The sequence below is a fragment of the Actinoalloteichus spitiensis RMV-1378 genome (assembly GCF_000239155.1).
GTDB lineage: Bacteria > Actinomycetota > Actinomycetes > Mycobacteriales > Pseudonocardiaceae > Actinoalloteichus_B > Actinoalloteichus_B spitiensis.
The window spans coordinates 1-12,465 of record NZ_AGVX02000173.1 but is presented as its reverse complement, the minus strand read 5'-3'; the positions used below and the strand labels follow the sequence as shown (position 1 = coordinate 12,465).

Sequence of the window (12,465 nt, the reverse complement as noted above, 5' to 3'; positions counted from 1 at the left end):
GGAGGCCGGCCGGGCGCGGCGGTGGGAACACCGCCACGAGCCGACGTCGCCGGTCGCCCCCTCGCCGGACCTGGCAGGCTGGGCGCATGACCAAGGCAGTAGGCACCCTGGTGCTCCTCCGCCACGGGGAGAGCACGTGGAACGCGGAGAACCTGTTCACGGGATGGGTCGACGTCCCCCTCTCGGAGAAGGGGCAGGCGGAGGCCCGTCGAGGCGGCGAACTGCTGGCCGAGGCTGGCCTGCTCCCCGACGTGCTCCACACCTCCCTCCTGCGCAGGGCGATCTCCACCGCCAACATCGCGCTCGACGTCGCGGACCGGCACTGGATCCCGGTGCGCCGCGACTGGCGGCTCAACGAGCGCCACTACGGCGCCCTCCAGGGGAAGAACAAGAAGCAGACGTTGGAGGCCTACGGCGAGGAGCAGTTCATGCTCTGGCGCCGCTCCTACGACACCCCGCCGCCCGAGATCGAGCCGGGCGCCGAGTACGGGCAGGACGGCGACCCGAGGTACGCCGAGCTCGGGGACGAACTGCCCCGCACCGAGTGCCTCAAGGACGTCGTGGCGAGGCTGCTGCCCTACTGGGAGAGCAGCATCGTCCCCGACCTGCGCGCGGGGCGCACCGTGCTCGTCGCGGCCCACGGGAACTCGCTGCGCGCCCTCGTCAAACACCTCGACGGGGTGTCCGACGAGGTCATCGCCAAGCTGAACATCCCCACCGGGATCCCCCTGCGCTACGACCTGGACGAGCAGCTCATGCCGGTCGTTCCCGGCGGGACCTACCTGGATCCCGACGCGGCCGCCGAGGCGATCGACGCGGTCGCCAACCAGGGGCGTTGACCAGAGAGTGAACACCCGGTGACGGAATGCGCAACCCCGCCGCCCAGGGTGTAGTTACTGTCACGTCCTGGGCGGCAGGGCTGGGCTAACCGGGTGGTCTCGTGCTTACGATTCGGAACGTGACCGGGATGGGTTACCTTGCCCTGTCGATCAGCCTCGTGCTCGTCGGCGGGATCCTCGGTTTCGTCGCCGGACGACTCTCCGAGCGACGGCCGCGCCGAGGACACGGCGGCGTCACCGTCGCGGAGCTCCTCCGCAGGCTGGTGAGCTCCTCGCACAGCGGGGTGGCCGTCCTCAACCGCTTCGGCGATGTCCTCTTCCACAACAAGCGGGCGGTGGAACTGGGGGTCGTCACCGCCAACGTCATCGACCCCAGGGCCGGCAAGGCGGCGGAACGGGCCCTGGCGGAGAACCGGGTCATCGCGGTCGACCTCCCGCCCACCGGTGGCGCCCGCAAACGCCGACCCGAGGCCGTCGCCGCCGAGGTGCGTCCTCTCGGTGAGGGGTTCACGGTCGTCGACGCGGCGGACGAGTCCGAGGCCGTGCGACTGGAGGCCACCCGCCGCGACTTCGTCGCCAACGTCAGCCACGAGCTGAAGACACCGGTCGGCGCGTTGGCCCTGCTCGCCGAGGCGATGCTGGACGCGGCCGACGAGCCGGACGAGGTGCGCCGCTTCAGCGAGAAGATCCGCCACGAGGCCACCAGGCTCGGCGCCCTGACCAGCGAACTCATCGTGCTCTCCCGCCTCCAGGGCGCGGAGCCGCTTCCCGACCCCGACCCGGTGTCCGTCGACGCCGTCGTCGACGAGGCCCTCGGCCGGTGCCGGCTGACGGCCGAGGCCGCCGGCATCACCGTCACCACGGACCCGCACAGCGGTCTGATGTGCGCGGGGGACGGGGTGCTGCTCACCACCGCGCTGTCCAACCTGCTGGCCAACGCGATCGCCTACTCCCCGGAGGGCAGCGCGGTGTCGGTCTCCCGCCGCCTGCGGGAGGGGATGGTGGAGATCGCGGTCACCGACCGGGGGCTGGGCATCGCTCCCGAGCACCAGGAACGGGTGTTCGAACGGTTCTTCCGGGTGGACCCGGCCAGGTCGAGGGCGACCGGCGGGACCGGACTCGGACTGGCCATCGTCAAGCACGTCGCCAACAACCACGGCGGCTCGGTGCGGCTCTGGAGCCTGCCCGGCACCGGGTCCACCTTCACGCTCAGCCTGCCGGCCCTCGACGCGAAGGAACCGCGCGGGGGAGAGGAGCGGCCACTCGCCGCCGCCTCCGCCGGTGGAACGGGCACCACGATCTCCGCGCAACCCAGGAACTCGGGAGGAAAGCCATGACGAGGGTGCTCATCGTCGAGGACGAGGAGTCCTTCGCCGATCCGTTGGCGTTCATGCTGCGCCGGGAGGGCTTCACCCCCGCAGTGGTCAACGACGGTCAACAGGCGCTGGCCGAGTTCGACCGCAACGGTGCCGACATCGTGCTGCTCGACCTGATGCTGCCCGGCATGAGCGGGACGGACGTCTGCCGGCAGCTGCGTGCCAGGTCGTCGGTCCCGGTGATCATGGTGACCGCGAGGGACAGCGAGATCGACAAGGTCGTGGGGCTCGAACTCGGCGCGGACGACTACGTCACCAAGCCGTACTCCGCCCGGGAGCTGATCGCGCGGATCCGGGCCGTGCTCCGCCGTGGCGGCGAGTCGGAGGAGACCGCGCCCCAGGTGTTGGCCGCCGGCCCGGTGCGGATGGATGTCGAACGTCACGTCGTGACGGTGAGTGGCGCCGACGTCACACTGCCCTTGAAGGAGTTCGACCTGCTGGAGTACCTGTTGCGGAACTCCGGCCGGGTCCTCACCCGCGCCCAGCTCATCGACCGGGTCTGGGGCGCGGACTACGTCGGCGACACCAAGACGCTGGACGTGCACGTCAAGCGGCTGCGGTCCAAGATCGAGCCCGACCCCGGGAATCCGAGGCACCTGGTGACGGTGCGCGGGCTCGGCTACAAGTTCGAGGCCTGAGGCCTCGCCCACGCGGCCAGCGGGACGTCGTGCCTCGGAACGAGGTAACGTAGCGTGTCACGTCCCGCGGGGTTCGACCACCGTCGAGCGTTCGCGGCAGGTGGGGACGCGGCCCTGTCACGACCCGACGTCGTCGTGGCTCCCGAGGGAGCTGGTCGTCGGGGTGCCAGCGGTCACGGCCGACGCCGGTGCCGGGGCACCGTTCACGAACGCCGAGGGCGGGGGCCCGGCGGGAGTGCGGAGAACCACCACTGGTCCGGGAGGACTCGGCTGCCGGCCCTTCTCCGGAGACCGGGGAGGGGTGACGCGGGCCACGACCCGTGCTCGGTCACTCGTCCGGCCCCTGCCTGTTTGCTGCCAGTATGGAGCGAGGGCATCGCACCTGCTCTGTCGGATAGATGGTTCAAACAGGAGAGAACGAGCTGCTGTGACTGTTCCAGCGCCCCGGCGAACCGAGCGAGTGACGGAACGAGTCACTGGACGAACGACGCCTTACTGGGCACGGTGGAAGCGATGAGTCGGGATAACCGGTCGGAGAGCGAGGGCCAGCGCAGCGTCGCGGAGCTGCTGGCCGCCTACGGCGGCAAGGGGGGCGGCGGTCGTCGTCGCCGCCGCAGAGCCGAGGACCCCACCGACACCGCTCCGCAGGCCATCATCGACCGGGTGCTGTCCGAGAGCGGCAACCTCCGCCGGGTCGAGGAGACCGACGAGGCTCCCCGTTCCGAGGAGCAGCAGTACCAGCCGCCGCCCCGCCCGGTTCCCGGCGCGCAGAGCCGACCGGTGCCCCCGCGGCCTGCCGAGCCGCCGCACCAGCCGTCGGACCAGGCCTACCCGCCCCCCGCCTACCCGGAGAACGACTACCCGACGGCGAGCGACTACCCGGCCGAGAGCGACTACCCGCAGACCGACTACCCGGTCGACCGGGATCGGGGCGAGGGCCCCGCCCGGCACCCCGAGGCCGGGGGGCGCCCCCCGCACCCCGGTGCCGGCCAGTTCCCCTCCGACCAGACGGTGCTCTACCCGGTCGACCCCGACATGACCGCCCAGTACCCGCCGCTCACCGGGGAGGGGCCTGTCGCGGCGTCCGACCTCGGGGGACGGCTGGACGCACCTCCCGACGACCCGCACACCGAGCAGTTCCCCCGGGTCGGCGGCGAGAACTTCGGCGGCTCCATCCTCGACGGCCCCTCGGGCACGTTAGACCCCGGCTCCGACGCGGAGCGCACCGTCGTGGGGACCGGCTGGTTCGAGACCGGGGAGGTCGAGGCCTACCGGGAGGACGGCCCGGACCCCGCGCCGAGGCCGCCGGAGACGCGGCAGCACGCGCCGGTGGCGCCGGGACCCGAGGCGGAACCGGGGGCGCCGGACCGGCGGGACGACGAGGACTACGACGACTACGAGTCCGGCGACTACGAGTCGGACGACTACGACGAGGACTACGACGACGAGGACGACCCGGCCGAGGAGGCCGTCGAGGAACCGGCCGAGAAGCCGGTGTCGCCCGTCAAGGAGTGGCTGCTCATGATCGGGCAGCTGGTCGCCGGTGTCGTGGGCGGCGCCGGGCTGTGGCTGGTCTTCCAGTGGCTCTGGCTGAACATCCCGGCCGTTGCCCTGGTGGTCGCGCTCCTCGTCATCACCGGCATGGTCTTCCTCGTGCGGAAGATCCGCCGCAGCGACGACCTCCAGACCACCCTGTTCACCGTGCTGGTCGGGCTCATCGTCACGGTGTCGCCGGCCGCCCTGCTCCTGCTGGGGACGTGAGCCTCGTGGGCGACGGCACCAGAATCCCCGTGGGCCTGTCCACGGCCTCGGTGTGGCCGGAGCCGGCGGAGGGAGCCTTCCGGCTCGCCGCCGAGCTCGGCTACGACGGCGTCGAGGTGATGGTGTGGGCCGACCCGGTCAGCCAGGACCCGGCGGCGGTCCGGCGCCTGGCGGGCCAGTACCGCGTTCCCGTGCTGGCCGTGCACGCGCCCTGCCTGCTGATCACCCAGCGGGTGTGGTCCTCCGACCCGGTCGAACGGCTCCGCCAGGCGGTCCGGGCGGCCCAGACCCTGGACGCCGCGACGGTCGTGGTGCACCCCCCGTTCCGCTGGCAGCGCCGCTACGCGGACATGTTCTCCGACCTCGTCGCCGAGCTGGAGGACGACACCGGCATCACCGTCGCCGTGGAGAACATGTTCCCGGTGCGGCCACTGGGCAACCGGCAACTCGGAACCCGGCCCCCCGGCTCCGGGCCGTTGTCGTCCCGGCTGATGAACTCGCAGCTCATGGGGGCCTACCTCAAGGGCGAGCAGCTGATCGGTAGTCAGCTGCGCGACTCCTGGCCCCCGCGGGTGTCCGCCTTCCACCCCTCCCCGGACCCCACCGAGGCCGGCTACCGGAGCTACACCCTCGACCTGTCCCACGCGGCCGTCGCCCACACCGACGCCCTGCTGCTGGCCGAGCGGATGGGCAGCGGCCTGCGCCACGTGCACCTCGGGGACGGCACGGGCGCGCCCCGCGACGAGCACCTCCTCCCGGGGCGGGGCAACCAGCCCTGCGCCGAACTGCTCCGTGGCCTCCGACCGTCGGGGTTCGACGGGGCCGTCGTCCTCGAGGTGAACACCCGGAAGGCCCGCGCGCCCGGGGAACGGGCGGCCGAACTCACCGAGGCACTGCTGTTCGCCAGGAAGCACCTCGGTCCGGAGTGACCGTCGCCCGGGACGGCGGCGGTCGCGCGTCCCGTCCCCCGGGGTCACCGGAAGGTCCACCCGGGCGGAGTCTCGCGCGGGGCCGGTGACGGTGTTTCCATCGAAGCGTGCCGTCGAGGGCCCGGGTTCTCCTGACGAGCGCCGCGCTGGCCGCGGCGAGGAACGACGCCGTGCGCGGCCGGTCCGTCGTGACCCGCCGGCGCACCCGGCAGAACGCGGGGAAGGACGCGGTCGGGGCGGTGCTGGCGGCCCGTCGCCTCGTCGCCAGGTTCGGTCGAGTCCGCCTCGACCACCTCGTGGAGGGCGCCACCGACCGAGGCGCGGCGGTCCGGGCCACCCAGGAGTTGCTGGACCTGCTTGGCGAGATCGACCTCTCCGGACTGGCCCCGTTCGTCGACATCGGGCTCCGGCCCTCGGGCTGCGGGCTCGCGCTGGACGTCGGCCTGGCGGAGGAGAACCTCGACCGGATCTGCGGGCTCGCCCACCGCGTCGGGTGCACCGTCACCCTGGACACCGAGGACCACTCCTCGGTGGACCAGGTCCTGGCCGTCGCCGGCTCGCTGCGCGACCGGTGGCGCGGCCTCGGGGTGGTGCTGCACGCGAACCTCCACCGGACCGTCGAGGACTGCGTGGCGCACTCGCGCGCCGGTTCCCGGGTCGTGCTGAGCCCGGCGTCCCACCCCGAGTCGGCGTCGGTCGCGGTGTCCGACCCCCACGAGGTCGACCTCCAGTACGTGCGCTGTGCCCGCGCCCTCCTCGCCGGTGCCTGCCGGCCGGTGTTCGCCGTGCCCGGCCCCCGGCTGCTCGGCGTCGTGGTCGGCGCGGCGCGGTGGCACCGCCGGGAGGTCGGCTCGTTCGAATGCCAGGTGCCCGCCGGGCTGCCGGCCTCGGAGCGTCGCCGCTTGACTGAGGCGGGGGTTGCGCTGCGCGCGGTCGTGCCGTTCGGGGTGGACGAGGGGGCGCCGGTCGCCCGTCGACCGGGGCGCTGAACTCGGGTTGCTGCCGTCCCAGGCCGGCGTCGTGGTGCTCCCGGGTTCCGCCTCGGCGATGCGCGGCCCCGCACCGGGGCTGTCCGGTGCCGAGGACCGGACCTGCGGGCGGGCGTAGCCAGCGGCCGCCGTTGGTGGCCTGGCACCACCGGCTGGTGTGCCGTTCCCGCGACGCGGTGGGCACGGCAGGCCCGGTCCTCGGGGGTGGTGCTCCGCCTGCGGGCCGCCACGGTGGTCGCCAGTGGCGGACGGGGACGTCAGCTGGGGACGTCGGTGGGCGTGCCCTGATGGCCGGGCACCGGTGCGGGCGTTGGGGCACGGGGGCCGGCGGTGGCGGCGGTACGGTGGGCGACGTGATGAGGCCGGCGGTGGCGAGTCGCGGCGGTCGAGGGCACGGTCGCGAGTCCAAAGGGGACCGGCCGCGCCGGGAAGGGGCGGCCATCACCGGCACCGGCGCCAACGGTGGCGCCGAACCGCCCAAGGTCAAGAAACGGTAACGGCCTTCCATTGGCGCAGGTCGGAAAGGGAAAGCCCCGCGCAAGCGGGGGTGAGCCGCTCGAGACGAAGGAGACATGCTGTGACCAGGTGAAAGCCCCGCGCAAGCGGGGGTGAGCCGGGCCGGCGGATCGTGGTCGGGGCATCGCCGGAGAAAGCCCCGCGCAAGCGGGGGTGAGCCGATCCGGGTGCACCGGTTCGCCGCCGCGCCGTCGAAAGCCCCGCGCAAGCGGGGGTGAGCCGGGCTACCCCCGGGGATCTGAACTCCGCCGTCGGAAAGCCCCGCGCAAGCGGGGGTGAGCCGCAGCGCGACCAGTTCCGCACCCCGCCCGTAGGGAAAGCCCCGCGCAAGCGGGGGTGAGCCGCGCCCGAACCGGTCCGGCGGCGGCGCCGGTGGGAAAGCCCCGCGCAAGCAGGGGTGAGCCGACGACGTGGGCGCGGCAGGCCGCCCTCCAGCTGAAAGTCCCGCGCAAGTGGGTGAGCCGCGTCTCGCGACCGGGTACCCGGTCACCCCTCGGCGGCGGGAAGGAGCGTGTCCGGAGTGATGTTCCGGTCCCGGCACGGGGCTGGTGGTGCGCCCGTGCCGACCCACTGGCCGGGCGGCACAGAACAGCCCCCGGCTCCGCGTGGAGTCGGGGGGCTGGTGGGGCCGTCAGTGCAGGCGACCGGCCTTGACGGCGTCGACCAGGGCCGCGAACGCGGCCCGGTGCACGAGGAGTGTTCCGCCGTCCCGGTTCTTGGTGTCGCGGATGCCGACGACCTCGCTCGCTCCCGTACCGATCTCGACGCAGTTGGACGACGAGACGGATCGTCGAGGTTTGCGCCACCGTGTCACAGCTCGCCCTCCAGTGCGCGCAGCCGCGTCCGCGACTCCTCCTCCGACAGGGCCACGCCGAGCAGGTGGTCTCTCGTCGCGACCACGGGTGCGACGTCCCGTTCGCTGTACAGCCAGGTGGATGACCGGTAGTGCTCCAGGTGCACGACCGCCGGCGCGTCATCGAACTCGATGATCTCGATCCCGCCGACCAGGCCCCGGTAGAAGCCCCGCTCGGCGGGGATGACGCGGACCGTCACGGCGGGCAGCCGTGACCACTCGCGCAACGCGGACAGCTGGCCGCGACGGACGTCGACCCCGCCGGGCGGTGTGGTCCTCCGAAGCGCCAGCTCGTCGATGATCGCCAGGTAACCCACCTCGCCGCCGAGGACGTGGGCCCGCCGACGTTCCCTCATCGCGAGTGCCTGGTCCATGTCGATCGTCGGCGTCTCCCCGTGCGCCAGCAGCGCTGCGGCGTACTCCCGCGTCTGGAGCGGGCCGGGGACGAGGACCGGGTGGATCTCGGTGATGGAGCTGGCGTCGCGTTCGTAGCGTTCCAGATCGGTCAACGATTCGGCGATCTCGTCGGCGCCGACCGGAGACCACTGCTGGACGGTGACGGTGTCGACCAGTTCTCCCAGCTCGGCGCGGAGCGCGCCGGGCGGGTCGTAGAGCTCGATCATCCGGGCGACGGCGCCGGCGTCCGGTGTCCGTGAACCCCGCTCAGATCGGGATATCAGCGACTGGCTGACTCCCAGCTGTCGGGCTGCCTGCTGCTGGCTCAGGCCCGCTGCGGTGCGGGCTTGTGCCAGGGCGCGGCCCAAGGCCAGGACTGCCGGCGAGCGCGCCATGCTGCCGTCCTTTCATGCTTACGGGTTATTCGCTGACTGTCGATTCGCACTAGTCGACTGAGTCGCGACCGGTTATGACGGAATGAGAAGTCGCGGTTAGGGATTGAGGTTAGCGCACGAGTGGATCGCTTCTTACCGGTGTGAACGTCGTCGTACCGGCTGTCCTCGTGGTCGTCGTCGCGGTCCTGGTCGAATACCACGTCGACGGTTCTGGGCAGCACAGCAACCCGGACCCGAAAATGGTGGTCTCCTCTTGGTCAGCTGTTCCGTTCGACCCGTCCGTCCCACTGTTCTTCCCGCCGTCGGCGTCGCTACCGATCGAGCAGGTGCGCCGGGCCGTCGCGGAGTATTTCCAGATAGGCCGCCGGCCGGAGTGCGTCCAGTGGCAGCCGGGGGACTGGTACTGAGAACGCCCGCGCCCGCCTGGTGGGCGAGTCCGGCGATGACGAAGCAGGTGCCGTCCCGGTCGCGGCGCCGCCGGTGTGGTGCGGGAAAGCCCGCGCGAGCGGGGGTCGAGCCCGACGATGTCGGCTGATCGCTGTCGTGGCCGAGAGGCCCCACGCAGGCGTTCGGGGGGCCGGGTCCCGCGCCCCGGCGAGAATCCCACCGATCGGGCGGGCTCGGCGGGAACGCGTGCGTCGGCGGAGCGCGAGCTGGCAGGCTCACCCTCCATGAGTTCTATCGCAGTACTCGGTGCGGGCAAGATCGGCGAGGCGTTGCTCTCCGGCCTGATCCGAGCCGGACACCAGCCCGACACGCTCTCCTTCACCGAGCGCCACCCGGGCCGGGCGAAGGAGCTGGCGGGGCGGCACGGGGTTGACGCGGTGGCGGTCGCCGAGGCAGCCGTGAATGCCGACGTCCTGGTGGTGGCGGTGAAACCGCAGGACATCGAGCCGCTGCTCGACGACCTGAGCGGCTCGGTGGCCGAACGCCCGGCGGACAGGGGCCTCCCGCTGGTGGTCTCGCTCTGCGCGGGCCTGCCCACCGCCCTCTACGAGAGCAGGTTGCCGCCGGGCACGCCGGTGGTGCGGGCGATGCCGAACACGCCGATGCTGGTGGGTGAGGCGATGAGCGTCATCTCGGCCGGTAGCCACGCGTCCGAGGACGACCTCTCGCTGGTGGAGGAACTGCTGGCGAGCGTGGGCCGGGTCCTGCGGGTCCCCGAGGAACAGCAGGACGCCGTGACCGCGCTGTCCGGTTCCGGCCCGGCCTACTTCTTCTACCTCGTCGAGGCGATGATCGACGCGGGCATCCTGCTCGGACTGCCCAGGGCGGCGGCGGCCGAGCTGATCATCCAGTCGGCGGTGGGCGCGGCCACCATGCTCCGTGGATCGGAGAGCCATCCCGTCATCCTCCGGGAGGCCGTCACGTCTCCGGCCGGCACGACGATCGCCGGGATCAGGGAACTGGAGAAGCACGGCGTGCGGGCGGCGATGATCGACGCGATCGAGGCGGCCAGGGACCGGTCGGTGGAACTGGGCAGAGCCCACGAGGGAACCGGGAGCTGACCCGGGTCCGGCCTGGTCAGCGCGGCTCCCGCCGGTCGTGCGCCCCTCGGCCGCCTCGCTCGTGCGTCGCAGGAACACCAGGGGCACCGTTACCCTCGACAGCAGCACGTGCGTGTCGGTACCGCTGGGAGGGGAAGCCCGGCGGCGCGGCAGGTGCCGAAGGAAACGGTGGCTATGTTGACGCAAAGGGAGCATGACAACGGATTCGGCCAGGTTCGATTCCTGACTGTCGCCGAAGTGGCGGCGATGATGCGAGTGTCCAAGATGACGGTCTACCGACTGGTCCATTCGGGTGAACTGCCCGCGGTGCGGGTCGGCAGGTCGTTCCGCGTCCCGGAGAAGACCGTGCACGCCTATCTCCAGAAGTCGTACTACGACGTGGGATGAGCGAGCGTCCGGCTGCCGGCCGTCCGGTCGGCAGCCGGGTCACTCCACCAGGCGCCGCGTCCACCACCGCCCGCGTCGCTCCCGAACGCGTCCACCGATCGTTCCCGGAACCGTGCTCGTCCCCCGGCCCACCGGCGCGGGAGGGCGCGATCCGTCTCGGCGCCCGCGCGGCGCCGGAAACCCGGCCCGGCGCGTCCCGTGCCCCCGCCCCGCCCCGGTGGCCGACGCCGGCGCCCGGACAGGGCTGCGAGGACCGGCTACCGACCCGGGTACGCTGGTAGGCCGTTCGCACCCGACGTGTTCCCGCGGTCCTCGACTCGCGGTTCGCGTGGTGCGAGGAACGCACCAAGAGACGATGAGAACTGCGAGGGACCCGTATGGGCTCGGTCATCAAGAAGCGTCGCAAGCGGATGTCCAAGAAGAAGCACCGCAAGCTGCTCCGCAGGACCCGCGTGCAGCGGCGCAAGCTCGGCAAGTGAGTCCGAGCCGGCCGGTCCGCCCCGCAGGTGGCCCACCGCGACGCCCAGCGGCGTCGCGGTGGCGGCTCCGCGCGTCATGGGCGACCGGCCGGCCGGCGCCGTCCACCCGGCTCGTCCGTTCCCCGCGGGGCGGTGGGCGTCCGGGTGAACCGATCGGCCGCCCGTGACCCGGCTCAGCCCGCCGGATTGCGCCGATCGAGTGGAACGGTCACCCGTCGGTTGTCGCGGCCCTCGTGACGTCTCGTAGCCTGGCACCAGCGGTCTCGTCGGCGATCCAGCGAGGTGTCGGCCGCGACCCGGTCCGTCTGGACGGGTGCCGCCGTGGTCCCGACACCACGTGATGGGAGCCAGACCATGACACCTCGCGTCGTCCTGGTGACCGGTGTGAACGGGTTCCTGGGAGCCCAGCTCGCGATGCGGCTGGCGTCCGACCCGGACATCGAGCGCGTGCTGTGCGTGGACACCGTTCCCCCCTCCCCCGAGGTCCGGCGGAGGCTGGGCAGGGCGGAGTTCATCCGCGCCGACATCAGGAACAGGCTGATCGCCAAGGTGATCGCCGCCGCCCGGGTGGACACGGTCGTGCACACCTCGGTCAGCCCGGAACCCGTTGGTGGCGGTCGCGCGCTCAACAAGGAACTCAACGTCATCGGCACGATGCAGCTCCTCGCCGCCTGCCAGACCTCGCCGCTGGTCCGCAGGGTGGTCCTGAAGTCGACGAGCGCCGTCTACGGCAGCAGCCCCCGGGATCCGGCGGTCTTCACCGAGCGGACGGAACCGCGCGAACTGCCCAGCGGCGGCTACGCCAAGGACGCCGCCGAGATCGAGGGCTACCTGCGGGGCTTCGCGCGACGGCGGCCCGACGTCGTCACCACCACGCTCCGTTTCAGCAACTTCCTCGGCCCCCGGGCCGACACCGTCCTGTCCCGGTACTTCGCGCTGCCGGCGGTACCCGTTCCCCTCGGTCACGATCCCCGCCTCCAACTCGTGCACACCGAGGACGCCGTCGCGGTCACCCGACTCGCCACCCTCACCGACCTGCCGGGCGTGTACAACGTGGCGGGTGACGGCGTGCTGACGCTCACCCAGGCCGTGCGCAGGGCGGGCAGGCTGCCGGTGGCGCTGCCCAGGCCGGCGCTGCGCCCGGTCGGCGGTGTGCTGCGCCGGCTGGTCCCGCTCGGTTGGCCGCCGGAGTCCGGGACCCCGGACTTCGGTCAGGTGATGGACACCACCTCCCTGCGGGAGAACGCCGGTTTCGTGCCGCGGTGGTCGACGGCCCAGGTGTTTGATGACTTCGTGCGGGGCCGGGGGCTGCGCCCGTGGGTGGACGCGGACCGGTTGGGTGAGGGGTGGGAGCGGATCCGGGCCGCGACCGTGCTCGGACGACGCTGAACCGGCGGCG

General features: G+C 72.4%; 13 protein-coding genes and 1 CRISPR repeat array. Of the genes, 11 read left to right on the top strand and 2 right to left on the bottom strand.

What is annotated here, in order from left to right:
• Window positions 1-86: 86 nt before the first annotated feature.
• The 6 genes from ACTIDRAF_RS0209050 to ACTIDRAF_RS27950 all read left to right on the top strand — a co-directional run bounded on the left by ACTIDRAF_RS0209050 (window position 87) and on the right by ACTIDRAF_RS27950 (window position 6,532).
• A complete protein-coding gene (locus tag ACTIDRAF_RS0209050; RefSeq protein WP_016698413.1) occupies window positions 87-839 on the top strand; it encodes a phosphoglyceromutase in 753 nt (250 codons plus the stop codon).
• 128 nt (window positions 840-967) lie between these two features.
• Window positions 968-2,176: a sensor histidine kinase gene (locus tag ACTIDRAF_RS0209045; protein ID WP_016698412.1), complete on the top strand. Its 1,209-nt coding sequence runs from the start codon at window positions 968-970 to the stop codon at window positions 2,174-2,176.
• The gene (locus ACTIDRAF_RS0209040) at window positions 2,173-2,853 is read left to right on the top strand and encodes a response regulator transcription factor (protein WP_016698411.1); all 681 of its coding nucleotides are present in this window, start codon (window positions 2,173-2,175) and stop codon (window positions 2,851-2,853) included. Before ACTIDRAF_RS0209045 ends, ACTIDRAF_RS0209040 begins: the two co-directional genes overlap by 4 nt.
• Before the next feature lie 513 nt (window positions 2,854-3,366).
• Window positions 3,367-4,614, top strand: coding sequence for a hypothetical protein (locus ACTIDRAF_RS31895; protein WP_016698410.1), 1,248 nt, complete (start codon window positions 3,367-3,369; stop codon window positions 4,612-4,614).
• 5 nt (window positions 4,615-4,619) lie between these two features.
• A complete protein-coding gene (locus ACTIDRAF_RS0209030) occupies window positions 4,620-5,543 on the top strand; it encodes a sugar phosphate isomerase/epimerase family protein (protein ID WP_016698409.1) in 924 nt (307 codons plus the stop codon).
• A gap of 107 nt (window positions 5,544-5,650) precedes the next feature.
• Complete coding sequence (locus ACTIDRAF_RS27950; protein ID WP_016698408.1) at window positions 5,651-6,532, top strand: proline dehydrogenase family protein; 882 nt, start codon at window positions 5,651-5,653, stop codon at window positions 6,530-6,532.
• Between the two features lie 526 nt (window positions 6,533-7,058).
• Window positions 7,059-7,453: a CRISPR direct-repeat array (repeat unit 29 nt; unit sequence GAAAGCCCCGCGCAAGCGGGGGTGAGCCG).
• A gap of 226 nt (window positions 7,454-7,679) precedes the next feature.
• On the opposite strand, the gene ACTIDRAF_RS34855 is transcribed toward ACTIDRAF_RS27950, so the two are convergent.
• Both ACTIDRAF_RS34855 and ACTIDRAF_RS34850 read right to left on the bottom strand, forming a co-directional pair.
• Window positions 7,680-7,862 carry a DUF397 domain-containing protein gene (locus tag ACTIDRAF_RS34855; RefSeq protein ID WP_016698407.1) on the bottom strand — a complete coding sequence of 61 codons (183 nt, stop codon included), beginning with the start codon at window positions 7,860-7,862 and terminating at the stop codon, window positions 7,680-7,682.
• Window positions 7,859-8,692 (bottom strand): helix-turn-helix domain-containing protein, encoded by an 834-nt coding sequence (locus ACTIDRAF_RS34850; RefSeq protein ID WP_083886178.1) that lies wholly within the window; start codon window positions 8,690-8,692, stop codon window positions 7,859-7,861. Before ACTIDRAF_RS34850 ends, ACTIDRAF_RS34855 begins: the two co-directional genes overlap by 4 nt.
• A gap of 140 nt (window positions 8,693-8,832) precedes the next feature.
• Here ACTIDRAF_RS34850 and ACTIDRAF_RS34845 point away from each other — a divergent pair, with 140 nt between their 5' ends.
• The 5 genes from ACTIDRAF_RS34845 to ACTIDRAF_RS0208990 all read left to right on the top strand — a co-directional run bounded on the left by ACTIDRAF_RS34845 (window position 8,833) and on the right by ACTIDRAF_RS0208990 (window position 12,455).
• Window positions 8,833-9,099, top strand: coding sequence for an Imm1 family immunity protein (locus ACTIDRAF_RS34845; RefSeq protein ID WP_016698405.1), 267 nt, complete (start codon window positions 8,833-8,835; stop codon window positions 9,097-9,099).
• Window positions 9,100-9,363: 264 nt separating this feature from the next.
• Entirely contained in the window at window positions 9,364-10,200 is an 837-nt protein-coding gene (proC, locus tag ACTIDRAF_RS0209005) for a pyrroline-5-carboxylate reductase (RefSeq protein ID WP_016698404.1), read from the top strand.
• Between the two features lie 174 nt (window positions 10,201-10,374).
• Window positions 10,375-10,587 carry a helix-turn-helix domain-containing protein gene (locus ACTIDRAF_RS0209000; RefSeq protein WP_016698403.1) on the top strand — a complete coding sequence of 71 codons (213 nt, stop codon included), beginning with the start codon at window positions 10,375-10,377 and terminating at the stop codon, window positions 10,585-10,587.
• Between the two features lie 377 nt (window positions 10,588-10,964).
• The gene (locus tag ACTIDRAF_RS32640; RefSeq protein WP_003402602.1) at window positions 10,965-11,066 is read left to right on the top strand and encodes a 30S ribosomal protein bS22; all 102 of its coding nucleotides are present in this window, start codon (window positions 10,965-10,967) and stop codon (window positions 11,064-11,066) included.
• A gap of 354 nt (window positions 11,067-11,420) precedes the next feature.
• A complete protein-coding gene (locus ACTIDRAF_RS0208990) occupies window positions 11,421-12,455 on the top strand; it encodes an NAD-dependent epimerase/dehydratase family protein (protein ID WP_016698402.1) in 1,035 nt (344 codons plus the stop codon).
• Window positions 12,456-12,465: the final 10 nt, after the last annotated feature.

Excerpts from the sequence above, each read along its gene's own strand:
- ACTIDRAF_RS0209050 (WP_016698413.1), top strand. The coding sequence starts at position 87 with ATGACCAAGGCAGTAGGCACCCTGGTGCTCCTCCGCCACGGGGAGAGC.
- ACTIDRAF_RS0209045 (WP_016698412.1), top strand. The coding sequence starts at position 968 with ATGGGTTACCTTGCCCTGTCGATCAGCCTCGTGCTCGTCGGCGGGATC.
- ACTIDRAF_RS0209040 (WP_016698411.1), top strand. The coding sequence starts at position 2,173 with ATGACGAGGGTGCTCATCGTCGAGGACGAGGAGTCCTTCGCCGATCCG.
- ACTIDRAF_RS31895 (WP_016698410.1), top strand. The coding sequence starts at position 3,367 with ATGAGTCGGGATAACCGGTCGGAGAGCGAGGGCCAGCGCAGCGTCGCG.
- ACTIDRAF_RS34850 (WP_083886178.1), bottom strand. The coding sequence starts at position 8,692 with ATGGCGCGCTCGCCGGCAGTCCTGGCCTTGGGCCGCGCCCTGGCACAA.
- proC (WP_016698404.1), top strand. The coding sequence starts at position 9,364 with ATGAGTTCTATCGCAGTACTCGGTGCGGGCAAGATCGGCGAGGCGTTG.
- ACTIDRAF_RS0209000 (WP_016698403.1), top strand. The coding sequence starts at position 10,375 with ATGTTGACGCAAAGGGAGCATGACAACGGATTCGGCCAGGTTCGATTC.
- ACTIDRAF_RS32640 (WP_003402602.1), top strand. The coding sequence starts at position 10,965 with ATGGGCTCGGTCATCAAGAAGCGTCGCAAGCGGATGTCCAAGAAGAAG.
- ACTIDRAF_RS0208990 (WP_016698402.1), top strand. The coding sequence starts at position 11,421 with ATGACACCTCGCGTCGTCCTGGTGACCGGTGTGAACGGGTTCCTGGGA.